At 62.2% G+C, this 25,290-nt stretch carries 22 protein-coding genes and 1 pseudogene; 14 read left to right on the plus strand and 9 right to left on the minus strand.

The genetic code is table 11. The features are described 5' to 3' along the window. Positions 1-12 precede the first annotated feature (12 nt). The 7 genes from J5M72_RS27765 to J5M72_RS27795 all read left to right on the plus strand — a co-directional run bounded on the left by J5M72_RS27765 (position 13) and on the right by J5M72_RS27795 (position 7,758). Entirely contained in the window at positions 13-1,014 is a 1,002-nt protein-coding gene (locus J5M72_RS27765; protein WP_207868131.1) for a polysaccharide deacetylase family protein, read from the plus strand. Next, positions 1,011-2,318, plus strand: coding sequence for a lipopolysaccharide biosynthesis protein (locus J5M72_RS27770; RefSeq protein ID WP_207868133.1), 1,308 nt, complete (start codon positions 1,011-1,013; stop codon positions 2,316-2,318). Before J5M72_RS27765 ends, J5M72_RS27770 begins: the two co-directional genes overlap by 4 nt. After that, positions 2,315-4,234 (plus strand): hypothetical protein, encoded by a 1,920-nt coding sequence (locus J5M72_RS27775; protein ID WP_207868135.1) that lies wholly within the window; start codon positions 2,315-2,317, stop codon positions 4,232-4,234. The genes J5M72_RS27770 and J5M72_RS27775 overlap by 4 nt, the downstream gene beginning before the upstream one ends. A 71-nt stretch (positions 4,235-4,305) precedes the next feature. Continuing rightward, a complete protein-coding gene (locus J5M72_RS27780; protein WP_169429759.1) occupies positions 4,306-4,995 on the plus strand; it encodes an N-acetyltransferase in 690 nt (229 codons plus the stop codon). A 4-nt stretch (positions 4,996-4,999) separates the two neighbouring features. Next, positions 5,000-6,187, plus strand: coding sequence for a GNAT family N-acetyltransferase (locus tag J5M72_RS27785; RefSeq protein ID WP_207868137.1), 1,188 nt, complete (start codon positions 5,000-5,002; stop codon positions 6,185-6,187). Further along, a complete protein-coding gene (locus J5M72_RS27790; protein WP_169429757.1) occupies positions 6,159-6,950 on the plus strand; it encodes a ChbG/HpnK family deacetylase in 792 nt (263 codons plus the stop codon). Before J5M72_RS27785 ends, J5M72_RS27790 begins: the two co-directional genes overlap by 29 nt. Positions 6,951-7,065: 115 nt before the next feature. Further along, positions 7,066-7,758, plus strand: coding sequence for an N-acetyltransferase (locus tag J5M72_RS27795; protein WP_207868138.1), 693 nt, complete (start codon positions 7,066-7,068; stop codon positions 7,756-7,758). A gap of 49 nt (positions 7,759-7,807) precedes the next feature. On the opposite strand, the gene J5M72_RS27800 is transcribed toward J5M72_RS27795, so the two are convergent. Continuing rightward, on the minus strand, positions 7,808-8,614 hold the full coding sequence (locus tag J5M72_RS27800; protein ID WP_207868140.1) for a class I SAM-dependent methyltransferase: 807 nt from the start codon (positions 8,612-8,614) through the stop codon (positions 7,808-7,810). Between the two features lie 134 nt (positions 8,615-8,748). Between J5M72_RS27800 and J5M72_RS27805 the strand changes: the two genes are divergently transcribed. After that, on the plus strand, positions 8,749-9,117 hold the full coding sequence (locus J5M72_RS27805; RefSeq protein ID WP_169429754.1) for a hypothetical protein: 369 nt from the start codon (positions 8,749-8,751) through the stop codon (positions 9,115-9,117). Here J5M72_RS27805 and J5M72_RS27810 read toward each other — a convergent pair. The 5 genes from J5M72_RS27810 to J5M72_RS27830 form a co-directional block, all read right to left on the minus strand. Beyond that, positions 9,108-10,538, minus strand: a complete 1,431-nt coding sequence (locus tag J5M72_RS27810; protein ID WP_207868142.1) for a sigma-54 dependent transcriptional regulator — start codon at positions 10,536-10,538, stop codon at positions 9,108-9,110. The two genes, J5M72_RS27805 and J5M72_RS27810, sit on opposite strands and share 10 nt — an antisense overlap. Beyond that, the gene (locus J5M72_RS27815) at positions 10,507-12,000 is read right to left on the minus strand and encodes an ATP-binding protein (RefSeq protein WP_207868145.1); all 1,494 of its coding nucleotides are present in this window, start codon (positions 11,998-12,000) and stop codon (positions 10,507-10,509) included. The genes J5M72_RS27810 and J5M72_RS27815 overlap by 32 nt, the downstream gene beginning before the upstream one ends. A 102-nt stretch (positions 12,001-12,102) precedes the next feature. Beyond that, the gene (locus J5M72_RS27820; RefSeq protein WP_207868147.1) at positions 12,103-13,173 is read right to left on the minus strand and encodes an SCO family protein; all 1,071 of its coding nucleotides are present in this window, start codon (positions 13,171-13,173) and stop codon (positions 12,103-12,105) included. Positions 13,174-13,190: 17 nt separating this feature from the next. After that, on the minus strand, positions 13,191-15,998 hold the full coding sequence (locus tag J5M72_RS27825; protein ID WP_207868149.1) for a multicopper oxidase domain-containing protein: 2,808 nt from the start codon (positions 15,996-15,998) through the stop codon (positions 13,191-13,193). 157 nt (positions 15,999-16,155) lie between these two features. Beyond that, on the minus strand, positions 16,156-17,604 hold the full coding sequence (locus J5M72_RS27830) for an ATP-binding protein (RefSeq protein ID WP_169429749.1): 1,449 nt from the start codon (positions 17,602-17,604) through the stop codon (positions 16,156-16,158). A gap of 307 nt (positions 17,605-17,911) precedes the next feature. On the opposite strand from J5M72_RS27830, the gene J5M72_RS27835 reads away from it, so the two are divergent. From J5M72_RS27835 to J5M72_RS27860, 6 genes are all read left to right on the plus strand, one after another. Continuing rightward, entirely contained in the window at positions 17,912-19,258 is a 1,347-nt protein-coding gene (locus tag J5M72_RS27835) for a hypothetical protein (RefSeq protein ID WP_207868150.1), read from the plus strand. 35 nt (positions 19,259-19,293) lie between these two features. Beyond that, positions 19,294-21,528: an Ig-like domain-containing protein gene (locus J5M72_RS27840; protein ID WP_207868151.1), complete on the plus strand. Its 2,235-nt coding sequence runs from the start codon at positions 19,294-19,296 to the stop codon at positions 21,526-21,528. 69 nt (positions 21,529-21,597) lie between these two features. Beyond that, complete coding sequence (locus tag J5M72_RS27845) at positions 21,598-22,062, plus strand: curlin (protein ID WP_207868152.1); 465 nt, start codon at positions 21,598-21,600, stop codon at positions 22,060-22,062. A 26-nt stretch (positions 22,063-22,088) separates the two neighbouring features. Beyond that, the gene (locus J5M72_RS27850; RefSeq protein ID WP_207868153.1) at positions 22,089-23,540 is read left to right on the plus strand and encodes a curlin; all 1,452 of its coding nucleotides are present in this window, start codon (positions 22,089-22,091) and stop codon (positions 23,538-23,540) included. Between the two features lie 268 nt (positions 23,541-23,808). Beyond that, on the plus strand, positions 23,809-24,015 hold the full coding sequence (locus J5M72_RS27855; protein WP_085613439.1) for an antitoxin: 207 nt from the start codon (positions 23,809-23,811) through the stop codon (positions 24,013-24,015). Further along, positions 24,005-24,274 carry a type II toxin-antitoxin system RelE/ParE family toxin gene (locus tag J5M72_RS27860; RefSeq protein WP_179695643.1) on the plus strand — a complete coding sequence of 90 codons (270 nt, stop codon included), beginning with the start codon at positions 24,005-24,007 and terminating at the stop codon, positions 24,272-24,274. Before J5M72_RS27855 ends, J5M72_RS27860 begins: the two co-directional genes overlap by 11 nt. A 208-nt stretch (positions 24,275-24,482) precedes the next feature. Here the strand turns inward: J5M72_RS27860 and J5M72_RS27865 are convergent, their stop codons facing one another. The 3 genes and pseudogenes from J5M72_RS27865 to J5M72_RS27870 all read right to left on the minus strand — a co-directional run. After that, positions 24,483-24,710 carry an antitoxin gene (locus tag J5M72_RS27865; protein WP_127797545.1) on the minus strand — a complete coding sequence of 76 codons (228 nt, stop codon included), beginning with the start codon at positions 24,708-24,710 and terminating at the stop codon, positions 24,483-24,485. 77 nt (positions 24,711-24,787) lie between these two features. Further along, a pseudogene (locus tag J5M72_RS29110) lies at positions 24,788-24,922 on the minus strand (CopG family transcriptional regulator); the annotation flags it as partial. A 25-nt stretch (positions 24,923-24,947) separates the two neighbouring features. Then, positions 24,948-25,290 (minus strand): DUF6124 family protein (locus J5M72_RS27870; protein ID WP_207868155.1); only part of this gene is annotated, 343 nt, incomplete at its 5' end.

A 25,290-nucleotide genomic window follows, 5' to 3' on the forward strand; every position in this document is an offset into this window, starting at 1 on the left:
AGGGCTCAAGCCATGGCGATCAAACAACTGATTAAACGCACCAGCGGCTGGCTCTATCTCAACTCGTCCGTGGGACGAAACCAGTTGCACGGCGCCGGGGTGATCCTGATGTTGCACCGGGTGCTGTCCAACGACCGCGCCGCCGACCTGGCGCACCGCAACGAACTGTGTGTCGGCCCGAAAGCCTTCGAGCATTTGCTGGTGTGGCTGCGCAAGCATTTCGATTGCGTGCCGCTGATGGAGATCCTGCAGCCCAACGCTATGCGCCGCGAACGCCCGCAAGTGGCGCTGACCTTCGATGACGGCTGGCGCGACAATGCCGCCAACGCCTTCCCGCTGCTGCAGAAGCATCAGGTGCCGGCGAGCATTTTTCTCTCCACCGACTTCATCGGCAGCCGTCAGCGCTTCTGGTGGGAAAGCCTCGGTGAAACCCTGTGGGGCAGCCACGGCGAAAAACCGCGCATGCACCTGATCGAATGTTTGCAGTCGCTCCATCATCCCGTGCCGGTTTTGTTGGACGACATCGACGTGGATCGGCGCAGTCTGACCCTGTTGCATTACCTGCAAAGGCTTAAAGCACTTGACCCGATGATGCTCGAACGCCTGACCGACGAATGCCCGCAAGAGTCGCAACCTCAGGCACTGGACTGGCATCAGGTGCGGGCGATGGAGGCTTCGGGGCTGGTGCGTTTCGGTCCTCACGGTGCCAGTCACGCGATCCTGACCCAACTCGACGATGTGCGTCTGAGCGAAGAAATCAGCCGCAGCCGCAACGCCCTGAACAACGGCTGCAATCGGCCATTGCCGGTGTACTGCTACCCCAACGGCGACAACGACGCTCGAGTCCGCGAACAGATCGCCCACCACGACTATCCGTTCGCCCTCGGCACCGGCACCGGGATCTATCGCGGCGCCGGTGATCCGCTGAACCTGCCGCGCTTTGGCGTCAGTCAACGTACGGCGCGCAACCCCGAGCTGCTGTCGTGGCGGATCTTTCGCGGAGCGCGACCATGAGTCGAAGCAGTTACCTCAAGCACCTGGCGCTGAGCATGGGTACCAAACTGGCGATGATCGCCCTGCGCCTGCTGAGGAACGTGTTGCTGGCGCGAATCCTCGGCCCCAGTGAGCGAGGTTTGTTCGCCCTGCTCAGCACCCTGCCAGACCTGATCAGCGCCGCCACCAGCGGCGGTTTGAATTCCGCCGTCGGTTACCAGGCCGCCAAGCAGCGGCCGATGGGGTTGCTGCTGGCTCAGGTGCTGGTGTTCGGTTGCTTGCTTGCAGGATTGCTGACCTTGCTGGTGGTGACGCTGGTGCGTGAGTTCGGCAGTGAACTGGACGTGACCGTGCAACTCGGCCTGCTGGCGTGGCTGTTGCTGCTGGCGGTGCCGTTGACCGTGCTCAAGAGCGGCTTGCTGACGTTGCACAATGCGTCCGGCGGCGTGGTCGCGTTCAATGCCTTGCGCCTGGTGGAATCCCTGGCGCCGCTGTTGCTGTTTCTCGCGTTGTTCTGGATGTGGAAAGAAGCGGCACTGGAAGCGGCGCTGATCAGTTGGCTGGCCGGGATCAGTCTGGTGGTGCTGGCCGGTTGGGTCTGGCTCAAGCGCGCGCAGCCGTTGCAACTGCAATGGGATCGCGCCAGCCAGAACGAACTGCTGCGCTACAGCGCCCGCAGCCATCCGGATCTGCTGTTCCAACAAGTGATTCTACGCTCCGACTACCTGTTCATCGGCGCCCTGCTCGGCAGTACCGCGCTCGGTCATTACGCGATGGCCAGCGCCGCCGCCGAACTGCTGCTGATCGTCCCGGAAGCGGTGACCACACCGCTGATGAAACGCCTGCTGCAACAGGACGAAGGCATGGACAAGGTCACCCCGCTGGCCCTGCGCCTGACGGCGACGGTGATGCTCGGCGCTTGCCTGACCATGGCCGTGATCGGCGAATGGCTGATCGTCACCCTGTTCGGCGCCGCCTACCAACCGGCGTATCCGGCGCTGCTGGCGTTGCTGCCGGGGCTGTTGGGTCTGTGCTACGCGAGCATTCTGCGGCTGGACCTGCTGGGCAAGAATCGCCCGGGCACGGTGTCGCTGCTGATGGGCCTCGGCGCCCTGCTCAACCTGGCCCTGAACGTGTTGCTGATCCCGACTTACGGGATTGTCGGCGCCGCAGCGGCGTCATCGATTGCCTATCTGGCGGTGACCGTGGCGATGCTGGTGTTGTATTGCCGTCTGAGCCACGTGCCGTTCTGGCAAACCCTGATCATCCTGCCCGGCGACATAGCGCCAATGTGGCTGATGTTGCAGCGCAGGAAAGCCGCATGAAACGCCTGGCCCTGCTGCTCGGAATAGGCCTCTCGCTGGACGCCTTCGCGGCGTCGATGCGCTGGGGCGACATTCGCGACGGCAGCCTGTACCTGCAAGCGGATCGCCCCGACACCGTGACCGTGCGGTGGGCGCCGGCATGGCAGGCAGACGCCAACGAAGAGCATCTGTACCTGCTCGACGGCCGGGGCAAATTGCAGGGCGAGCGCTTCATCAAGGCCAGCGAAACCCGTGGCAGCCAGAGCTGGCCATTGGCGCCGGGCGCCGCGAGTTATCAGCTGGAAATCCCCGGCTACAGCTTTCGCAATTACCGGGTCGAGCACGACGAAAACACGGTCGCATTGTTCGCCCCGGCCAAGGTGCATTTCAGCGCGGAAACCCGCGACGGCGATGAGCTCTATTTCAGGATTGCGCCGGGCGAACACGCGGTGCTGGCGGGCAAGTTCCACGGTGGCGTCAGCGCCCTGCAAGCGCAGCGGGTCGGCGACGGCCAACAACTGTCGCTGGGGCTCAAACCGTATCGCGCCTATTGGCAATTCGATCAGCTCGCGCTGCCGGTCAGCGATCGCGAACAAGTCTGGCGCCTGCGTCTGCAAGGCAGCGGCAAAGCGGCGTTCTGGCTCGACGGTACGGCCAATCTGTTTGCGCAGAATCCGCAGCAGCTCAAACTGCTGCGCGAAGACGACGGCCAGACCCGCCTGACCCTGCACGACAAAGTCCTCGGCCGCACGCCGGATCTGGGCATCGCCCTGCCCTACGTGATGCCGCCGCCCGCCAGCCATGCCGCCCTCGATGCGCTGAAACCGACGGCCGCCAGTTACTACAGCTTCGTCGATGTGACGGCGAAAAAACCGCAGTTCGAAGACGCGTTTCGCCAGGTTTATCAGGACCGTTTCGGCATTCGCCAGGACATCACCCTGCTCGCCGGCAGTCAGCGTCAGGCTGATTTGCGCGCCGACGTGCAAAGCAACGGCGGCCTCGACGCCTGGCTCGCGAGCACCCGGCTGCTTGGCGGCAAAGGCACGCACTACATCGGGTTTGCCGACGAGCCCAATCTCAACTATTCGAGTTACGAACAATACCGCTCGATCTTCACCAGCATGGCCCGCCAGGTGCGCAGCGATCCGGCCAACGCCCGGGCCGGTGTGCGCATCGCGATGCCGGCCAGTTCGCGGCTGGTCAACGGCCCGTTCGCCGACAACGCGGCAAACAAACGCGGCATCGACTGGGCCCGGCGACTGCTGGGCGAATCCGCCGATGAGGTCGATGCGCTGGCCTGGCATGAATGGATGATCCGCGACCTGCTCGCCACTCGCGTCTACCGCGACAGCGTGCGCCGCGCCGCCGATCTGGTGGGCCTTGATGCCAAGGGGCAGCCACGCAAGGCCTTGCTGCTGGATCAGACCAATCTGTCCAGCGGCTCAAGTTTGAGCCCCTACGATCAGGAAACCCATTACACCTCGCTGTGGTGGGCCTCGGTGGTGATCAACGCCTCCCAGGACGGCTTGCTGACCATGCTCAACTGGTTCCAGGCCGCCGATGAGCCGGAGTATCCCAAAGGCATGTTGCGCGTCTCGCCGGATGAACAACACTTCGAACTCAAACCCGTGGGCCTGGCCCAGCAGTTCATCCAGCAACACTGGCTGCACAATGTGTTGTGGCTGGAGAACGATGCCTTCGAAGTCGATGTGCTGGCCATGGCCGGCGACGATCAGCGCGGGTTGCTGGGTGTAAACAAAGGCACGCGATTGCAGCATGTCGATCTGGCGGGGGTCACGTGCCCGTTGAACAACGGTGCCCTGCGCTACTTCGGCGCCGACAACCGCAGCCGCGACGCGCCCTTTCGCTGTCAGGACGGTCGCGTGCGTTTCAAACTGCCGGGGCAGACCCTGTTTTCCCTGAGCTGGAGCGCTTGATGAACCGCCCGTTGATGTCCTGCCGCGCAGGCCACTTGCCGCGCGATGCCACGTCATCAGGAGTACCGACCATGAACGTTGTGAAAAAAATCAGCGAACACCTCAAACAAAGAGGCCTGCGGGCCACGCTGGCCAAGGTGTGGAAGCACTACGTCTTTTCCCATCAGGAGCTGCTGTGGATGGAGCGCGACCTCGTCAGCCCGGTGCCGCCCCACAGCCTCAAACCGTATTCGCCGCTGCGGGTGGTGAAGATCACCCCGGACAACGCCAGCGCCTTCGCCCGCTATTTCGGTGACCGCGTCGGCACCATGGCCGAACTGGCCAATGAAGGTCACACCGGGCACATGCACCTCGACGATCACGGCGATGCGGTGGCCTTCATCTGGGGCAGCGCCCGGGACTATTTCGACCGCCACTATTACGGTTGCCTGTTCCCGGTGAACCCCGGCGAGTTCTTCGAATTCGGCGGTGAACTGACCCGTTCCTACTGGGGCACCGAACTGTCGGTGGACCTGCAACTGGAACTGTGGAAAGCCATGGCCGCCCAGGGTTGCGACAAGGTGGTGGACGTCTGCGAGTTCCACAACATCCCGGCGCTCAAGCTGCACCTGCGCATGGGCTACACCGAACAGGGCCGGATCATGAACGTGTACACCCTGTTCGCCCGCTGGCGCTTCTACCGCGAAACCCGCTACAGCGGCTCGCGCCTGGATGCGTTGCGCAAACCTTCCCGTCCCTCCGTCACAGCAACGGCGACCTGAGCCTATGGCGCGATTCGAATGGCGCACCTCGTTGTGCGCCCCTGACTTCCCGGCAGCGGCTTATGAAGCGCTGCGCCTGCGGGTGACGGATCACACGCCGTTCAACAGCCTCGGCTGGTTGATCGCGGCAGAGCAGACACTCGATGCGAGTGAGCATCTGCACATTCTGCTGGGCTGGGAGGCGGACGAATTGCGCCTGTGCCTGCCGCTGGTGTCCGGTCGTGAACGCTTTGGCGGGATACCGTTTGGCGTGGTGCATCACCTCGGGTATCCGCTGGCGGATCGCCTGGCATTGCTGTCTGTGCTGGCGGCCGAAGACATGCGCCAGGCACTGCGGCTGATCCGCCATCGCATCCCCCACGCCTTGCTGCAATTCAACGAACTGTCGGAGCCTGCGGGCGAGGAAAGTGTCCTCACCGAATGGATGGCGCACAGCTCGACCGGCGAACGGCGCTTGAGCTGTCGGGTACCGGTGCATCTGATCAGTGACGCCGATCTTCAGGAGGTCTCCGGTGATCCGCGCTACAAACTGCGCCGTGCACGCAAACGCATTGCTGCGTGTGGCGCACGGATACGACGGATCATTCCCGATGCCCTGACCATGGGCCCGTTGCTGCAAGCCATCAGCGAAGTCGAAGCCGTCAGTTGGAAAGGCGACGAAGGCGTCGGCATCTTCGCCACCGAACGCAGCCGACGCTGCATCGAAAGCGCCTTCACCGCCCTCGCCGCCCAAGGTCTGGTGCGCGTGGTCACGCTGGAGCTGGACGGTCGCTGCATCAGCTACCGCCTCGGCCTGCTCGAACAGGGCCGGCTCTACGATTACAACCTCGCCTTCCTGCCGCAGTACGCCGATCTGGGCAGCGGCCGAGTGTTGCTGGAGGAATGGATTCGCTGGGGCCTTGAGGATCACTGGCGCTGGATCGATGCCTCGCGGGTCAGTCTGGAAAACTCCAGCCACCAACTGCACGAACGCATGACCGGACAACTGGAGCACTGGCGCTGGAGCTTCTACTCCTGGCGCCCGAGCGGACTGTTGCTGGGGCTTGGGCTGCGTGTCTGGCAGCGGCTCAAACCGAAAATGCAGCAGTGGCGCGCACGGCAGGCAACGACAAAACCGGCGGCCCTCGCGAAATCGGCCACCCACCCCACCACGGAGGGCGAACATGCCTCGCCAAGTCATAGTCAACGCTGACGATTTCGGCCTGAGCCCGAACGAAAATGCGGTCATCTTCAATGCGTTCCAGGCTGGGGTCATCAGCTCCGCGACAGCCATGGCCAACATGCCGGCATTCGAAGCGGCCTGCGCGATGGCTCGTCATCACTTGCTGGAGGGGCGGGTCGGCCTGCACTTCAATCTGACGTACGGCCGGCCATTGAGTCAGGCGATTCTCGCCCGCCCCACCTTCTGCGACAGCCACGGGGTGTTCGATCTGAGCCTTGCGCGGCACAGCCTGTGGCTGAGTCGTGAAGATCGCGAAGCGGTACAGGAGGAATTGCAGACGCAGTGGCAGCGTTGTGTGGATCACGGCGTACGCCCCAGTCACCTCGATTCACATCAGCACGTGCACAACATCTGGCCGATCGGCGAGATCGTCGCGCGCTTCGCCGCCCACCAGGGTGTGCCGGTGCGACTGGCACGCAACCTGGGACAGAACCTCAGCCTGCCGAAGCGCCTGTTCAAGGGTTTGCTCAACCGTCGTTTGCAAGGGCTGGCCGGTGCGACGGCGGACTATGTCTGCACCCCGGTGGACCTGCGCAGCGAGCCTGCACCGACCGACGGTGTGTTGGAAATCGTCGCCCATCCGAATCAGCTCGGGGCTGATTTCGGTGATGCCTATCTCGAACCCGGAGAGTCCCTGAGTCGCCTGCTAGAGCGCCGGCTGCTGGGCGTTCCACGGGTTTCCTACGCTGACTTGAACAAGGAATTCCTAAGCGGTGCCGCGGCACTCGATTGAGTTACACAACTGGCAATAATTTCGAAGATGGCACTTTGAAATGAACTTGCCAGCTTGATCTATACCCACAAAAGCCACATCCAAAAACACCCGGGCTTCGGCCGCGGAGGGCATCATGAGCGTCATCGAAAAACTGCGCGAACGCATCAAGCAAAAAGGCCTGGGCCGCACGTTTTCCACGTTGTGGAAACGCTACGTGTTCTTCCATTGGGAACTGCTGTGGATGGAACGCGACCTGGTCAGCCCGGTACCACCGCACAAACTGCGCCCTTACGAAGGCCTGCGTAAAGTCGACATCACGCCACAGAATGCCGGTGCGTTCGCCAGACATTTCGCAGACCGTGTGCAGACCATGGCCGAACTCGCCAGCGAAGGCCACACCGGGCACATGTACCTGGACGCCGACGACCACGCCGTAGCCTTCATCTGGGGCAGCACCCGCGACTATCACGACCGTCACTATTACGGTTGCAACTTCCCGGTCAAACCTGGCGAGTTCTTCGAGTTCGGCGGCGAAATGACCCGCGCTTACTTTGGCAGCAACCTGTCGGTGGACGTACAAGTCACCCTCTGGCAAGCCATGGCCGCCCAGGGTTGCCACAAGGTGGTGGACGTCTGCGAAACCCACAACATTCCAGCGCTGAAACTGCACATTCGCATGGGCTATCAGGAACAGGGCCGTGTGACCCACGTCTATGGGTTGTTTGGAAAGTGGCGGTTCTTCCGCGAGACTCGGTATGAAGGCTCGCGACTGGAACCGCTGCGCAAACCGGGGCGGCCGGTGGTGACGGCGGCTGCGCAGGCTTGAAATGACGAAGGCGGCCATTCGGCCGCCTTCGTGACGCTCAATTCGGACTTCAGTTTTTCACCCCCACCCACGTAAAACACATCGGCATCTGCGCCTCGCGGTTCAGGTATTGGTCATACGCCTCTTCCCGGTTCGAATGCGGATACTCCTTGAAGTGCACGATGTTCAGCCCGGCGTCGAGGGCGGCGGTGAAGATGGCGCCGAGGTTGTGCACGAACCAGTACGACGGTGCGGCCTGTTGTTCGACCTTGCCGACGTAGACGATCGGTTCCTGCTGCACGAACGGCTCGCGGCGAAAGTACGAGGTCGCCAGGCGAAACGGATCTTCGGCCTCGGGATCGACCATTTCCAGGAACGGGTGGGTTTCGTAGATCACCAGCCGCCCGCCCGGTTTGAGGGTCGAGGCGACGTGGCGGAAAAACTCACCGATGTCAGGCATCCAGTTGAGGACGCCGATGGTGATCAGCGCCACATCGAAGCGATTACACAGTGATTCGGGCAGGTGGTGAATGTCGGCTTCGATGAATTGGGCCTGGTGTGGCGAACGGCTGTTCAACGCCCGGGCCTGTTCGAGAAACGCCGCCGACTGATCGACCCCGACGACACTTCGCGCCCCCAGCGCGAACAGCGAGAGGCTCTCGCGGCCATTGTTGCAGCCCAGTTGCACGACATCCTTGCCAGCGACACCGACCTGCTCCAGCAGCCCGCGCAGGGTGTCGTCGAGGCAGGAAAAGTCAGCCTGGGTGACCTCGGTCAGCAAAGCCTGCCAGTCAGGTGAATCCTGGTGATGGCGGGCCGAATCGTTCCACGCCTGACGATTGCTTTCGATGGCGTTCTTGTTGTTTGGCACTTCCATGGCGCACTCCGCACGCTCTTGATTGAGCGGCCCGAGTCTAGTTGAGCCTGCCGATCCAGGTTGTTGCGAACTTGTAAGCCAATGGCCGGCTATAGTTAATAGCCTTGGGGAAAACCGCTTCCACAGGTGCCGCCATGCAAACGTTCAACCGGCTGCTGTTATCCGCCTGTCTGCTCGCCGCCGCCCAGGCGCAAGCCCTCGACAGCAATTTCAATTACTACGGGGCCGACCAGCCCTTCGCCCACCCCGCTCCACCCTCGCTGTACGCACAGCCGCCGCGAGCGTTCGATGACACGTCGCCGCAGGATTTCATCGTCATCCCGGATCGCCACGTGTTCCATGACTCACAGTTGCCGACCGTGGCCGATGCAACGGTGCGGGTGTTTATCCGCACATACGACGCCGAGCGCGGCATCTACGTCAATGACGAGGTGCTGGACCCGACGTGCCTGCTGGAATGCCTGAGCCCGCCGAATCCACGCAGCAACGCCGTTTACCACTGACGCTTGTCCGGGCGCGCCAGGCCGAGCTTCTCGATGCGATAGCGCAGCATGTCGCGGCTCAAGCCCAGCAAGCGGGCGGATTTGGTGACGTTCCAGTCGGTCTTGTCGAGCATCTTGCGCACCATGTCGCGCTCGACCTCCGGCAGATTCATCGACTCGGTGTTGCTCGCCGGGCGCGGTTCGAAGTGCGGCACCTCGCGATGTTGATGCAGCGAAGGCTCGTCCACCAGGCTCATGCACACGTTCAACTGGTGCGCGGCGATGGTGTCGCTCGGCGCCAGCAGCACGGTCTGTTCAAGCATGTTGCGCAGTTCGCGCACGTTGCCCGGCCAGGTGTAATTGAGCAGCAACTCTTCAGCCTGCTGACTGAAATGCAGATTCGGCTTGCCGTAGCGTTTGCCGTGGCTGGCGAGAAAATGCCGGGCCAGCAACAAGGCATCGTCGCCGCGCGCATAAAGGCGCGGCACCTTGATCGAAATGATCCGCAGGCGGAAGAACAGGTCTCGGCGGAACTTGCCTTGCTGCACCATTTGTTCGAGGTTGCAATTGGTGGCGCTGATCACCCGCAGGTTGACCTTGCGCTCTTTCACCGAGCCGACCCGGCGAATGGTACGGTCCTCCAGCAACTTCAGCAGTTTGGCCTGCAGGACCAGATCCATCTCGCCGATTTCGTCGAGAAACAACGTACCGCCGTCAGCCGCTTCCACCAGCCCGACGCGGCGATCCTTGGCGTCGGTGAACGCACCTTTCTCGTGACCGAACAGCTCCGACTCCACCAGGTTGGCGGGGATCGACGCGCAGTTGAACTCAATGAACGGGCCCTTGCTGCGCGCGCCGTCGAAATGCAGCGCACGGGCCACCAGTTCCTTGCCGGTGCCGGTCTCGCCTTCCACCAGCACAGGCGGCAGGTCGCCACCGGTCATGCGCCGTTCGGCTTCGAGCAACTGGCCGATGGTGTTCTTCAGATGCTGCATCGGCGCCGATTCACCGATCAGCGCCTGCAAACCGGATTTCTGTGCCTCGCGCTCCTGATAGAACGACAGCGTGCGCTCCATCCGTTCGGTGGCCAGGGCCTTGTCCAACAGCAGTTTGAGCTCCGGCAATGCCACCGGTTTGGTGACGTAATGAAAGGCGCCCTCCTTCATCGCGACCACCGCATCTTCGACGTTGCCGTAACCGGTCATCATGATCACTTTCAGCTCCGGCGCGCTGATGCGCAGCTTCTGGATCAGATCGTGCCCGCTCATGCCCGGCAGTGAGTTATCGGTCAGTACGACGTCCGGCATGAAGCGGCCCAATTGCTCCAGCGCGTCTTCGGCCGAATGGCAGACCGTCACCTCGAAGTCCTTGCGCTCCAGGTAGGTCTGAATATTGTCGGCCAACAGTTCGTCATCCTCGACCAGCAGAATGCTGTGTTCCATATTCCCCTCCCGATGCCACTTTAAAGTTGAGACTGACGCGGGTTCCCTCCTGCTCGCGGCTGGTCAGCACGACCGAACCCTGAAAACGCTCCATGATTCTTTTGACCAGTGCCAGGCCAACCCCGAGGCCGCCCTGCTTGGTGGTGAAAAACGGTTTGAACACCAGTTGTTGCTGCTGTGCGTTCATGCCTTTGCCGGTGTCACCCACGGTCATACACACCTGGCCGGCGTGAGGGGCTTCGATGTCGACACTCAGCACGCCGCACTTGGGCATCGCTTCCAGAGCGTTGGCAAACAGACTATTGAGGATCTGCGTCAGCAGCACTTTGTGGCTGAGGACCGGCGGGCAGTCCCTCAGGTTGAGTCGCACTTCGACGCCATTGCGCCGGATCAGCGCGTCGAACGCGCCGAGCGAGTCTTCCACGGCGGCCTGCAGATCCAGCGCTTCGCCGTCGTCACTCATCGGCCGCAGCGAAACAAGCAACTCTCGGACCCAGCGCGACATGCGATCCACCTGACTGATGATGTCGCCGATATTGCGCTGGGCGTTCTGGCTGGCCACTTCCTGGGCCAGTTCGGCACTGGAACGAATGGTTGCCAGCGGATTACGCAGGCTGTGAGCCACCGCCGATGACATCTCCCCCAGTGCGACAAAGGTTTCGTTGCTGATCAGTTGCTGCTGCTGGCTTTGCAGCAGTGTCGAGGCGCGTCGCACGATCCAGAACAGCCCCAGGTAAATCGCCGCCCCGCCGAGGATCGTCGCCGCCCAGATCGAGGCAAACCCGCGATCGATGCGATCTACCAGATCCTCCGGTTCCTTGTAGATCTCGACCATGGCGACGACTTTGCTTTTGTCGGTGTTGAACATCGGGATGTAATTCTCGATGAACAGGTACTTGGGTTCGCGCGACAGTTTCTGTTCGGGCTTCTCGTCGTCGATCTTGTGGTAGCTGGAGGACACCGGGACTTTCATTTCGAACGATTCGTCCAGTTCGTCATCATCCTCGAATTTCACCCCGATCAGTTCCGGGTTGGTCGACCAGATCACCGTGCGATCCAGGGCATAGACCGTCGCCAGCAGCACATCCGGCATGTGTTGGACGTGATCGAGAAACTCGGCCCGCGCCGCGCCATGGGCCAGCGGATCGACGTCGGGGAAGTTTTCGTCCTGGCGCGGGTCAAGCATTTCACCCATGGTGCGCAGCGGTGTGATGCCGGCGTGACGCATTTCCGCGTCACCGATGGCCTGGACGAATTGCGCCGTGAGCAACGCATCGCGCTCCACGCTTTCGGTGACCACGAACCGCGTGGAGACATAGCCCAGGCCCAGCGCCACCGCCGCGATGATGAAAAAACTCGCCAGCGAGAACCAGCGCAGCAGGTTGAACTGCCCGCCCCAACTCTTGATGGCTGCTACCGCGACATTCGGTGCAGGTGTTTTTTGTTCTTCCAGTCGTTGCATGGGGGTGTCCTGGCGTTTTGTATCGAACCGGTTACAGCCACCTCACGACTGAGTGTAGGTGGCAATGACCGTGATACAGGACTCAATGATGCTATTTAGCCGCTAGCGCATTCGGCTCACCGTTTCGCTGTTCGCGGCCGGACTTATTGGCGTCAACGCCCCGTCAGCCAAGGGCTGCGTGGTCGGTTGCCGGCGCTCGGTTTCATCGCGCAAAAAGTCGATGATCGACTGCGCCGACAGCTCGTCCAGACGAAGGTTGGGCATCGGGATCCGCTCATATCGTTCGAACAGTTGCAGCGCAATCGGGTCTTTTTCCGCCAGTACCCGATCCGGCTCACGGATCCAGCGGTTGAGCCAGGCCGGGTCACGCTGGCGGGTCACGCCGATCAGATCCGGGCCGATGTTGCGCATACCGATGCCCTCGCCGTCCTGCGGGCCGAGGCTGTGGCACGAAGCACAACGGGTGCGGAACAGTTCTTCGCCGTTGCTCGGCGGGCGGATTTCCGGCGCATTGGCGTAGCTTTGCTCGACGCTCGGCTGCTTCCAGTTCTGCAAGGTGTTGGCCAGTTGATCGGCGAGAATCCACGGGTTCTCGAACGGCGACGCCTTCATCCAGCGCCCGGTGCTCTGGTTGCCGACGATCAGGCTCAGGTTGTGATCCTTGGTGCGGCCGTTGTCGACGCCCTCGATGAACAGCCCGAGTTTCTTGCGCAGGTCGGTGATGTCTTCGAATTCGCCGGTGAGGAATTTCCAGCCGGGTCCGACCTTGAAGCGTTGCGCATAGGCCTTGAGCACTTCGGGGGTGTCGCTCAGCGGATCGATGCTGATCGAGTAGAAAAAGATGTCCTGCCCCACCCGATCCCCCAGCAGTTTCTGCACCTGGCGCAGGCGTGCGGTTTCCAGTGGGCAGGAGTCGCTGCAGGAGGTGAAGATGAAGTTGATCACCACCACCTTGTCTTTGATCAGGTCGTCGAAAAACCGCACCTGCCGACCGTCCTGATCGGTTAGCAGGGTGTTGGGGAAATAGTCGCCACCCCACGGGGTGGCGGATTCACTGGCGCCTTCGGGCTGCGCCTGATGGGCGATGAGCACCTGACTGCCAAGCAGGCAGGTGACCAGCACCAGCATCAAGTGCATGCCCAGGGCGCGGGAGCGCGGCGTTGGCTGTTTCATGTCGGCTCCCTCCCTTTTCATGGTTTCACGGTCACTTGCGGGCCGAAGCCGTCGCCGGTGCGGAAGGTTGGCAGCGCGGCGGAGTTGACGTAGCGCACGCCATCCCAACTCGGCAGCGGTGTCGGCATCAACTGCAGTTGCCCGGGTTTCTCAAGGTCCCAACGCAGCAGCATCGAGTTGTCCTCATGCTGGGTGTTGTGGCAGTGCTCCATGTAGGTCCCGGCAAACTCGCGGAAGTTGATCGCCATCTCGACGTTGTCCAGCCCGTCGGCTTCCGAACCGATCCGGTAAACGTCCTTGCGTGCCCATTTTTCCCATTCAGGCGGGGCCTTGCCGCCACGGCTGAGGATGATCCCCTCCTCGAAGTGCACGTGCACCGGATGACTCCAGCCCGTGCCGCCGGCCTTGATGTTCCACACCTCCAGGGTGCCGATGCCGCTGACCCCGGCGTCGGTCGGGCCGCTGGCCAGTTTGGTCGAGGCATTCAAACGGCGTGGGTCCATGTGGAAGCCGAAACCGCTATCGGTCTTGATCGTCCACGGCGCTTCATCGGTGCCGTCGGCGCGACCGAAGGTGAAGGTCCGGTGCAGCGCCTTGGCGAGCAGCGCCTTGTCGGCAGCGTTGTCGCGGTGGATCTTCAGCGGAATCATCACCATGCCTTCGGCCTTGCCCGGTTTGGCAGGCTCGTAGGCGGCCGGGTTCATCGACAGATCCTGGCCGGTATAGGCCTTGACGTTCAGTTGCAGGACCTTGCCCACCACCGGGTCGCCCCGGTCCCATTGCGGGCCTTTGCTGGTCTGCTTGATGACCGCCAGGTATTTCTCCGACAGCACGTCGGCCAGCGGGATCACTTCTTTCGGGCCCTTGCCGTCGTCCTGGGCCTGCAGGTTGACGAAGAACAGCTTGTCGCCCGGCTTGATGCCGTTTTTCGCGAAGTTGACGATGATGTCGAACCGCTCGGCGATGCCCTGGGTCGGCAGAATCGCGTTGTGGTTCTGTTTGTCGCCGTCGGCATCCAGATCCATCGAACCGTCGAACGGCACGCTGTGTTCCATGATGTTGCCGTCGTTGGCGATCATGTGGAACGGCACGCGGCTGTAGGACACACCGGAGTTTCTCGGTCCCTGGAACTCACCACTGGTGCCTTTGACTTCACGCACCAGCGCGAGTTTGAAGTAGCGCGACACCGAACCATTGAGGAGCCGGAAGCGATAACTGCGGGCCCGCACGTCGAGGCTCGGTTTCCATTGCCAGTTGACCAGCACCTGATCGCCGATAAAGCCGTCGGTGTTGAACGGGTTGAACCACAACTGGCCCTGCTGATCCCAGGCCTTGTCGGCGAACACCAGGTTGACGTCATAGTCGCGGTTGCCCCACGGCAAGGCGCTGCCGCTGGGGAAACGCAGGTTGACGCCGTCGTTCACCGATTCGTTGCCGCGGTCCAGGGCGCTGTAGTAGTTCATCATCGCCGCGTTGCCCTTGTAGACATTCTGCGCGGTGAAATCGAGCATGTGGTCGTGGAACCAGTGGGTGCTCATGGTTTCGCGCCAGTCGCCACGGATCTTGATGGTGCCGTGGTCGCAGGTCTTTTTCGCAGGTTGCATGTCGTTGACCCAGAGGGTTTCCCCCGGCGCGCACGGGAACGCTGCACGTGGATCTTCAGCCTTGGTGTTGATGCTGTCGTAACCGGCGAGCTGGATGGGCCAGCGATAGTCGTAGTACTGGCCGGGGAAGAAAAACGCGTTGGCATAGCCGTCGCTTTCCGCCGGCGCATGGCCGTTGTGCTCGTGGGTGGTGATGGTGTGCAGGCCGAAGCCACGGTTGGCCGATGGATCGATCGGCAAGCCATTGTAGTGACGCATCATCACCGGTTGGCCGTAGCGCACCATCAGCAGTTTCGGCGGCAGCGTGCCGTCGAAGGTCCACACCGAATTGTGGTCCTGCACCGGCATCGCCGGGTGGAACCGTGGGTCGACACCCTTGGCCGTGCCATCCGTCGCCGGCACGCCAGCGACGTTGTGGTACAGACCACCGGGGCCGAATTCGCCAACGGCATAACCGTGCATCTGCCGACTGTCACGCAGGCCACCGTTCAGACGCGCGCCGGTCTGCACGGTCTTGTAGGCGACTTGTGGGTAAAACTCGTTCCAGCGCTGGTGAGCCCAGCCTTTTCCCGGTGGCCGGCCTTCGGCGGACGAGCCGATATGCCGGTTGAGGAACAGTTCGATCTGCGCCTGCCACGGGTTGCGGTCAACCACGTTGGCAAACTGACTCGGGAATGGCGTGAGCCCCGGTTGACGCAGGAATGCGTCCAGCGCGGTGCCGGGTGGCGCACTGCGGGCGACGCTGTTCGGGTCCTGGGCCGGCGCCGGGCCGATGGCGGCTGGCGGAAAGCCCAACGGCGCGGCCGGGGTGGTCGGGTCGAGTTTTTCCGGGCCGAACTCTTCGAACAGCACCAGTTGCTGAGTGAACGGCTGAGCACCATACAGCGGGCTCGGCTTGCCGTTGGTGGGGTAATTGAAACTGGTCTGGACGGTGGGCGGCAGAATGTTTTCCGTGCGCGTCGTATTGCGCGTGCCTGTGACCCCGTTGGGCAGATCGAAGGAGTATTCGTTGGCCTCGGGCATCGTCAGGATGGCGTTGAGCGCACCGGCACGGTCTGCGGGCTCGTCGTAATACGCCGACGGGTCGGACGCTTCCGGCTGATTCTCGTCGTCGATCGGGCTCGCTCGAACCCCGGCCATCTGGCCGAGGGTCAACATCAGAAAGACGCTCAGTGGCGTCAAAAGAAACAGCTTTTGGGGGTCACGCATTGCTCTGTCCATCACCAGCCGCCTCATTTAAGGAAGGGGTGATGGTGTTTTGCAATTACCTCGCCAAAGTATTAATCCCCGTTGAAACAAGCTGTTACAGACGCTGTTGCATTCCCCACTCCCCGGTGACCGGGGCCTGACACCCGCTCCTGGGGGAAGTTCACCCCCATTACTGGATGAGTTGAAACGCAAGACGAACGGTGGTGCCCTCGCCTTCGCGACTGTCCAGGGACACACCGCCGCCGAAGCGTTCCATGATCCGTTTGACCAGCACCAGCCCCACACCGAGCCCACCCTGCTTGGTGGTGAAAAACGGCCGGAACGCCATGCTGCGCTGTTCCTCGTTCATGCCTTTGCCGGTGTCGCTGAGCATGACGCTCACGCCACGGCTGTCGCTCGGTTCGAGGGTGATGGTCAGCGTGCCGCCCTTGTCCATGGCCTCCAGTGCGTTGGCCAGCAGGCTGTTGAGGATTTGCGTCAGTTGCACCGGTTGGCTCAGCACCATCGGCGTTTGTTGCGGATGAAACACCACGTGCACCGCGTTTTTTGCGATCTGCTGTTCAAACGCGACCAGACTCTCGTGCAGCGCCGCCACCAGATTCACCGGTTCCGGCTCATCGTTGAGCGGTCGCAGCGATTGCAGCAGTTCGCGCACCCACTTCGACATGCGGTCGACCTGACCGATGATGTCCTTGATGTTTTTCTGCGCCGGGCCGGCGTCGAACTCCAGGGCCAGCTCGGCGCTGGAGCGGATGGTCGCCAGCGGGTTGCGCAGACTGTGGGCCACCGCCGAAGACATCTCACCCAGCGCGACAAAGGTTTCATTGGCGATCAGTTGTTTTTGCTGGGCCGTCAGCAAAATCGCCGCCCGTCGCACGATCCAGTACAGCCCCAGGTAAATCAGCCCGCCGCCCAGTGCGGTGGCCAGCCAGATCAGCGTCAGGCCGCGCTCCATGCGCGCAATCAGGTCTTTGGGCTCTTTATAGATCTCGACCATCGCCGTGACGTTCTTGCCCTCGGCGTCGAACAGCGGGATGTAGTTTTCGATGAAGATGTATTCCGGCGGCACCACGAACTTTTGTTCTTCACGCGCCTTGTCGACGTCGTGATAGCTGGCCGATACCGGGATCTTTTCATCGAAGGCCCGGTCGAGGTCTTCGTCGGCGTGAATGCGGGTGTTGACCAGCGCGGGATTGGTCGACCAGATCACGGTACGGTCCGGCGCATAAATGTTGGCGAGGATCACGTCCGGCAAATGTTCGATGTGATCGAGAAATTCGCCTCGTGCATTGGCCCGGGCCTCCGGGTCGACATCGGGAAAGTCGTTATCCTGACGAGGGTCGAGCAACTCTCCCATGGTGCGGATATTGGGGATCGAGACGTGGCGCACTTCCGCCGACGCGATGGCCTGTATGAACTGCGCGGTCAGCAAGGCATCGCGCTGCACACTTTCTTCGATCACGAACCGTGTCGACACCGCTCCGAGCGCCACCGCTACGGTGCCGATCACTGCCATGCTGACCAATGAAAACCAGCGCAACAGATTGAACGGCTGCTTGCGCGAGTTCAGCCGCAGGCTGCTCTCCTGGACCGGTAGTGATTTTGACTGCATGTTCATGGCGGCGACTTCCCGATACGTCCCTATAGGGTTATAGCCCACGGTTGGGTGATTGCCCGGATGCGGGGGGTGAACGGTCCTGCGATCCCCCTCCGTCAATCGGCGCTGTCGATTGATCCCCACCTCCCCCCAATGCTGGGGACTGTCGCCCGATGTCCGCGCCGCGAAAAAGCCCCCTCCTCACTCGAAAACCCTTGCCCCACGGGCCTCTCGCGCCAGTTGCGCAGCCGTTGGTATGGAAGTTGAAACGCCCCTCTGCAACTGACCCACCCCCAAGGGGCAGGCACTTCGATAGAGGGATTAACTCATGCACCCTTTACTGTCCAAAACCGCGACCGTCCTGGTCGTGAGCGCTTTGGCCCAGGGCATTGCCCAGGCCGCTCTGTTCGCCGTCGACCCCGGCCCCTACACGCCGGCCAATGGCGGTTTCGCCAGCTGGTATCAGGACAGCCACGGGCGCACCCTGGATCTGTGCCTGTCCAAAGCACTCAGTTCCCGCGTGCCGAGCACGCCGGGCGCCCCGTCCTACATGTGCTCGCTGCTGCCGACCCCCGGCGTGTTCGATGACACACAACCGCTCGTATTCCCCACCAACTTCCCCGATGAAGCCTTCTGGTTCACCGGCGATACCTCCATCGTCGATGCGGCTCGCGGCATCAATCTGACTTACGTCAGCGCCGTTGAAGCCGCGTTCGGTGGCGGCGATCCGCTGGAAGGCGACCAGATCAGCTTCGCGCGGATCCGCATCCGGGTTGATGTGCCCACCGCCGGCACCTACGTCATCACCCACCCGTACGGCGTCGATGTGTTCAACGTCGACGCCCCCGGTCGCCGCGCCATCAACATGACCCGCGACATCGGCATCGGCACCCCGAAAACCTACGACGGCGCGCTCAAGGGTGACATCGGTCCGTTCCTGCGCAGCGTCAACGGGCCGTACACCGAGACCAATCCGGTGACCGGCGCGGCCGAGCAGTTTGTCGGCGACCCGAACCTCAACGAAGCCGTGACCGGCAGCCCGTTCAACACCAACTTCGTGCGCATCGAAGGCCCCGGTGGCATAGACCTGCGCAGCACGACCTTCGCCGTGTCCGGCAAGTTGTCGACAGTCGTGCGGCCGACTCCGCTGATTCCTCAGCGCAGCACTTACTCGCGCAAACCGGGCGACAGTGCGCCGGTGGCCCAGCAAGACGTGTTCGTCCAGGCGCCGCCCGCGCCGGGCACCGCCGCGATCACCAGCAGCACGCCCGTGGTGAACATGACAGAAGCCGACAGCACCGGCAGTTGGTATGCGCAATCAGCGGTCAACCCGACCTTGCCGACCGTGCTGCAAGTGACCGCCGACAACCACTTGGCGATCGCCACCAGCTCGCCGACGACCCTGCCCATGAACCTGACCGACCTGGTGGTGATCCAGCGCGCCGAGTACAGCCTCACTTCCGGGCAATTGACTGTGGTGGCCTCGACCAGTGACGAAACCTCGCCACCGGTGCTCACCGCCACCTCCGGCACCGGCGCCACCATCGGTGCGCTGGGCGGTGATGGCGCGGTGAAAACCCTGGCCACCGGGATCACGCCGATTCCACCGGCCAGGGTTCGAGTGACGTCGTCCAACGGCGGCAGCGATACCGAAGAAGTGGTCATCGTGCAATGAACGCTCACATGCCCAGATCCGCATCAGGAGGCATCATGAACAAGTGGCCACGCTTCGCGCTCAACGCGCTCGGGCTGACAATCTCGCTGACCGGCAGTGCGTTCGCGCAACTGGCCGCCGTCGATCCCGGCCCCTACACCTTCGCCACCGGGAAATTCCCGATGTGGTACCAGGACAACAATCAACTGTCGATGGAACTCTGCCAGTCCCGCGCCGCCAGTTCGCGGGTGCCGGTCAGCACCCCGCCGGCGTACATGTGCACCCTGCTGCCGGAACCGGGCGTGTTCGACGACACCTTGCCCATGGTGTTCCCCGACAACTGGCCGCCGGAAGCGTTCTGGTTCCTGGCGGAAACCAACATCGCGAACAACGGCGCCGGTTTCGGCGTGGATGCCTATGTGGCCGGGATCGAAGCGGCGTTCGCTTCGGGAAATCCGGTGGATGGCGATCAGCAAAGCTTCGCGCGGATCCGTATTCGGGTGAACGTACCCGTGGCCGGCACCTACACCATCACCCACCCGTATGGCGTTGAAACCGTCAACGTCACCACGCCGGGCAGGCGGGCGATCAACATCACCAAAGACATCGGCATCGGCGCGCCAGGCGACTTCAGCGGTGCGCTCAACGGCGCCATCGGCCCGTTCCTGCGCAGCATCAACGGCCCGTACACCGAAGTGAACCCGGACACCGGCAACGTCGAAACCTTCGTCGGCGACCCGAACCTCACCGAAGCGGTGACCGGCAGCCCGTTCAACACCAACTTCCTGCGGATCGACGGTCCGTCGGGTGTTGGCTCGATTCAGACCAACCTGTTCACCGTCGCCGGCAAGGTCCTCGACAACCGTCAGCAGACCCACGTCGCCATCGACCGCGCCACCTATCGCCGGACTTCGGCCGGTGTGCGCGCCGAGGTGTTCGCCAAGGCTGACAGCAGCACGACCCTGTGCTTCCGCGAAACCCTGGCGTTACTGCCCGGCCCACCGCCGACGCCGTGCCAGACCAGTCTGCTGGGTGACAACAACGGGCTGTTCTTCGGCCAGCGCCTGGGCACCGGCACCCTGCCGTCGGTGGTGGTCGTGACCGCGACCAACCCGGCCGGCACGACCCGTCCGACGGCCGTCTCGGCCAAGCTCACCGACGTGGTGAAAATCCAGACCGCCCGCTACAGCTGGGCCAATCACAGCCTGCTGATCGAGGCCACGTCGACCGATGAAGTCGCGGTGCCGGACATGGTTGCCCAAGGCTACGGACGTTTGTCGAAAACCGGCACGCTGCAAAAAATCACCGTCGCCGACCTGACCCAGCCACCTGCCACCGTCACGGTCAAATCCGCCGCCGGCGGCAGCGACACCGAGCCGGTTGTGGTGGTCGGTGCAGCACCGGACACCGGTGAAAACCAGGCGCCACTGTCCGTCGCCGACACCGGCAGTACCAGCTTCGGCGTACCCATCACCCTCAGCCTGTTGACCAACGACAGCGACCCGGACAACAACGTGCCGCTGACCATCACCGCGTTGACTCAACCGGCCGCCGGCCAAGGCACCGTAGCCCTGAACGGCACCACGTCGGTGGTCTACACCCCGCCAGCCGTGGTGACGACACCGTTGACCACAACCTTCACCTACAAGGCGCAAGACAGCAAAGGTCTGGCCTCGGCCAACCCGGCGACCGTGACGGTTACCGTCGCGCCCAACCGACCACCGACCGCCGTCGCCGACAGCGTCGCCACCCTCGGTGTCGCGATCCCGATCAACGTCCTGGCCAACGACACCGATCCGGAAGGCAACACACCGCTGGGCGTCGCCAGCCTGACCCAACCGCCGGCAGGACGCGGCACGGTCAGCACCGACGGCACGGTGATCACCTACACCCCACCGGCCACCGTGACCACGGCCTTCACCACGACTTTCACCTACATCGCCCGGGACAGCTTCGGCGCCCAGTCGACGCCGGCGACCGTCACGGTGCAAGTGTCGCCACGGCCTGCGGCGGAGACTTTCACCGTTACCGCTTCAACGGTGCAGGCGCGGGCAGGTGGACGCTTCAACTGGGACTTCACCGGTACCTCGTCGGTGACCACCGGCAACACCATCACCGTGCAGGTCACCACCCCGACCGGGCTGGTAACGCTGGGTACAACCACGGTACCGGTGACCGGACGCTGGCGGCTGACGCTGAACAACACGCTGGTCGTGCCGTCGGCTAACCCGACCGCCACCATCCGTTCGTCCCAGGGCACCGTGCGCACGGTGTCGGTGACCACGCTGTAAGGCTGCGCCCCGCCTGCTTTCGGGCTGGCGGGGCAACGCTCGACGCTTGACCCCAGACAGGATCACGCCATGAACACGCCGACCGCCGCCCTGCTTTGCCTGCTCGCCCTGTGCGTCAGTGCGGACGTGCGCGCCGACGACCTGATGGACAACGATGACCTGGCGCCCAACAGCGCCGATCTCGGCGAACTGCCGCCCCCGGTGGGCCAGCAAGCCCTGATCGACCAGAACGGCCAGGTCAACCTCGCCCTGCTCTCGCAAAACGGTCAGTCGCTGCTGGGCAAGATCGTGCAGTCGGGCAGCAATCAGGAGGCGTACATCCTGCAACAAGGCAGCGACCTGATGGCCTTGATCACGCAAAACGGCTCCGGCAACGCCGCGTCCATCACGCAAACCGGCAGCCACAACCGTGCGCAGATTTCGCAAAACGGCAACAACAACGACGCCAGCATCGAGCAGGCCGGCACGGGGCTGCAAAGCGCCGTGACCCAGTCGGGCAACGGCATGAGCGTTTCGGTCAGGCAATACCGCTAAGCACTGCAATCATCGGAGAGTTCATCATGTTCAAACTGACGCCCCTCACCGCCGCCATCCTGGTCATGATCAGTGCCCAGGCCATGGCCGACGACAGCCTTTCCACCCAGAGCCAGCTCGGCACCGCCAACATCGCCAACGTCAAGCAGACCCAGGCCCCGTTCAGCAGCGCCACCCAGACCCAACTGGGCCAGGGCAACGACGCCGCCGCCGTGCAAGACACCGCCAGCAGCGTCATCACCCAGGACGCGGTCGGTGACTACAACGCCGGTTACGCTGAGCAACTCTATGAAGACAACGGCACCATCACCCAGCAACAGGTCGGCGCCTTCAACACCACCCACGCCAGCCAGTCGCTGGGTTTCGGCGCCCCCAACACAGCCCTGCAACAGCAGCAAGGCACCGGCAACTTCTCGTTCGTCTACCAGGACTCGCAGAACGGCAGCGAAGGCAAAACCTTCCAGTACGGCGACAGCAACGAAGCCAACATCGAGCAATTGTATGAAGGCAGCGGCAACAGCTCGGTGATCACCCAATACGGCACCGCCAACTACGGCACCGCCGAACAGGTCACCCACAACGGCGGCCAGATCGGCATCAACCAGGCCGGCGAAAACAACTACGGCTACGCCGACCAGCGCAACGGCACCGGCGGCAACATCACCATCAACCAGTTCGGCAACCTCAACGGCAGCGAAATCTGGCAAGACTCGCAACTGGCCAGCCAGGCCACCGTCAACCAGTACGGCGACAGCAACGAAACCGTGGTCGACCAGAGCTTCGGCGAAAACAACACCGCCGCCATCACCCAGGTCGGCAACACCAACGCCATCTACGCCGATCAATTCGAGTCGGTCAACTCGACCCTGGCGCTCTATCAAGTCGGCAACGGCAACGTGCACTTCACCTACCAGAGCGGCGACGGTCACACGCTCAACGCCACCTCCGTGGGCAACGACAACAAGGTCTACGCCAGCAACTGGAAAGGCCCGCAACACGGCGGCCAGTTCGGCAGCAACCAGCGCGCCACCGTCACCCAGGCGGGTAACGGCAACATCGCCAGCTTCACCCAGGACGGCGTCGGCCACATCATGACCACCAATCAGACCGGAACCGGCAACAAGACCACGGTCAGCCAGGCTGATTCCTACAACGAGCTGTACTTCGACCAGAACGGCAGCGACAACATCCTGATCTCCGATCAACGCGGCACCACCAACCTGGTTCAAGGCTCATCGAACGGCTCCGGCAACAGTGCCGAATTCGATCAATCCGGTACCGGCAACCAGGCCTACACCGCGCAGCTGTATGGCAGCGACAACATGATCACCGTGAAACAGGCTGACACCATGAACGTGGCGTACGTGACCCAGGGCGGCACCGGGAACATTGCCAATGTGGATCAGAGCGGGATGACGCAGACCGCGAATATTCAGCAGTTCGGGTCGGCTAACCAGGCGACGGTTTTGCAGCAGTAAGTGTTGGGTGTTGGAAAACCGCGACCTGTTGAGGGTCGCGGTTTTTTGCGCTGACGCTTGAATGGCGTCCTACGGAAAACGGAACGTTTTCAGAAAATCGAGGAGTTTTCTGACGAATTCTGGCGGTTGGCCGTCGGAAGTGCAGGCTCTAGGATTTGTCGGGACAACTTGATCCCCATGGAGCTTGGCCTACATGCAATTCATCCAGACAGCGACGACAGCGATACCGTTACCGAATAGACTTCCCGGCACCCAACCCGGAGGTTCCATGATCGACCCGTCTTTGATCGACCCACTGTGCCCGGTTGTTTCGGATCTTGGTCCTGAAGAACAGGCTGCGAGTTATGACCGTTGGTTGATCGCCAAAATACAAGCTTCCATGAATGACCCACGTCCGAGCATTCCTAATGATCAGGTGATGGCCGAAATGCATGCCCTGATGGAAGCAAAGCGTAAAAAATACGATGCAGGTTGAGTGGCAGCCCGAAGCTCGGGCTGAACTCCTGCACATTCTTGACTACATCAGTGACCGTAACTTCAAAGCGGCTAACAAGCTTTCAAACGCTATCGAAGCCGCCACGGTTACCCTTACCAAACATCCACACCTCTATCGAGTGGGGCGAACTCCCGGCACTCGTGAGATGGTCGTACATCCCAACTACCTGCTCATTTACCAAGCGGTGGGCCGGATAAATATTCTGGGCGTTGTGCACGCACGTCAGGAATATCCGTGATGTGGCGCTCGGTCACAGAATGAATAACCCCACTGAAGCAAAAAAATGCGCTCCCTTTTGGGGGCGCTTTTTTCGCTGGTGCTTGAGTCGTTGATCGTTCCCACGTCGAACCGACTCGGGAAATGCCTCAAGGGACGCACCGCGTTCCAGCTCGCGAATTTGACGCGGAGCGCCCGGGGCTGCATTCCCACGCAGAGCGTGGGAACGATCAATCTGGTGCTGCGGTGCAGTCCTTGTTCGACGCCTCAAGTGCCTCGTACCTGCGTTGCGCCTCTTCCATCAATACCTGTATTTCAGCCATCACTTGCTCATGCGGAATACTTGGACGCGGGTCATCGATTGACGCTTGGACTTCGGCACGGAACCACCGGTCGTAGCTGGCGGCCTGCTCTTCGCTTTCGAAGTCTGAAACGATTGTGGATATTAGGGGATCCATGGTGGCTCCGGATTGAAAGTGAAGAACGCGACCTTGTTCTCGGATCGCGTTCTTTTTTGTTTCTGATGTCTCTCAAGCTATTGGGGACTATCTAACGTTTTCTCCGGACAGATCAGAGATTCGGCCCAATCCAGCACTGCTTGATGGTCAATCACCCGATCAGCCTCCACATCGTCCATCGCCTCCAAGGTAAGTCGACTATGTTCTGATTCGAAGGGACTTGGTTTCTGTACCGAGCTATTCATCGTTCAACTCGACGTGATCCAAGGCCTGATTTACGGCCAGTTCACCTAGCATGAGGATCTGTGCGATGCCCAGGGCGGTCTTGCGGTGGGCGGGGTCGAGGGCGGCGGCGAAGTTGTTGAGCATTTCGCTGGCGGAGCCCAGGGACTCGCAGGCGTTCGCGAGCAGGGATTCGGTGTTGTAGGCCGGGTTGGCGAGGTACATCGGGGCGGGTTCGTTGACGCTGCCCATGATGTGGGCGCCGGGGCAGAGGTAATGATCGAGGGCGCGTTCGGCGGCTTCGTGGAGTTTTCTGGAGTGGGCGGAGGTGTATGGGGAGGTTGGGTCGGTTTCGGGG

Source organism: Pseudomonas sp. 58(2021) (assembly GCF_017491585.1).
In the GTDB taxonomy this organism is placed as follows: Bacteria; Pseudomonadota; Gammaproteobacteria; order Pseudomonadales; family Pseudomonadaceae; genus Aquipseudomonas; species Aquipseudomonas fluorescens_BT.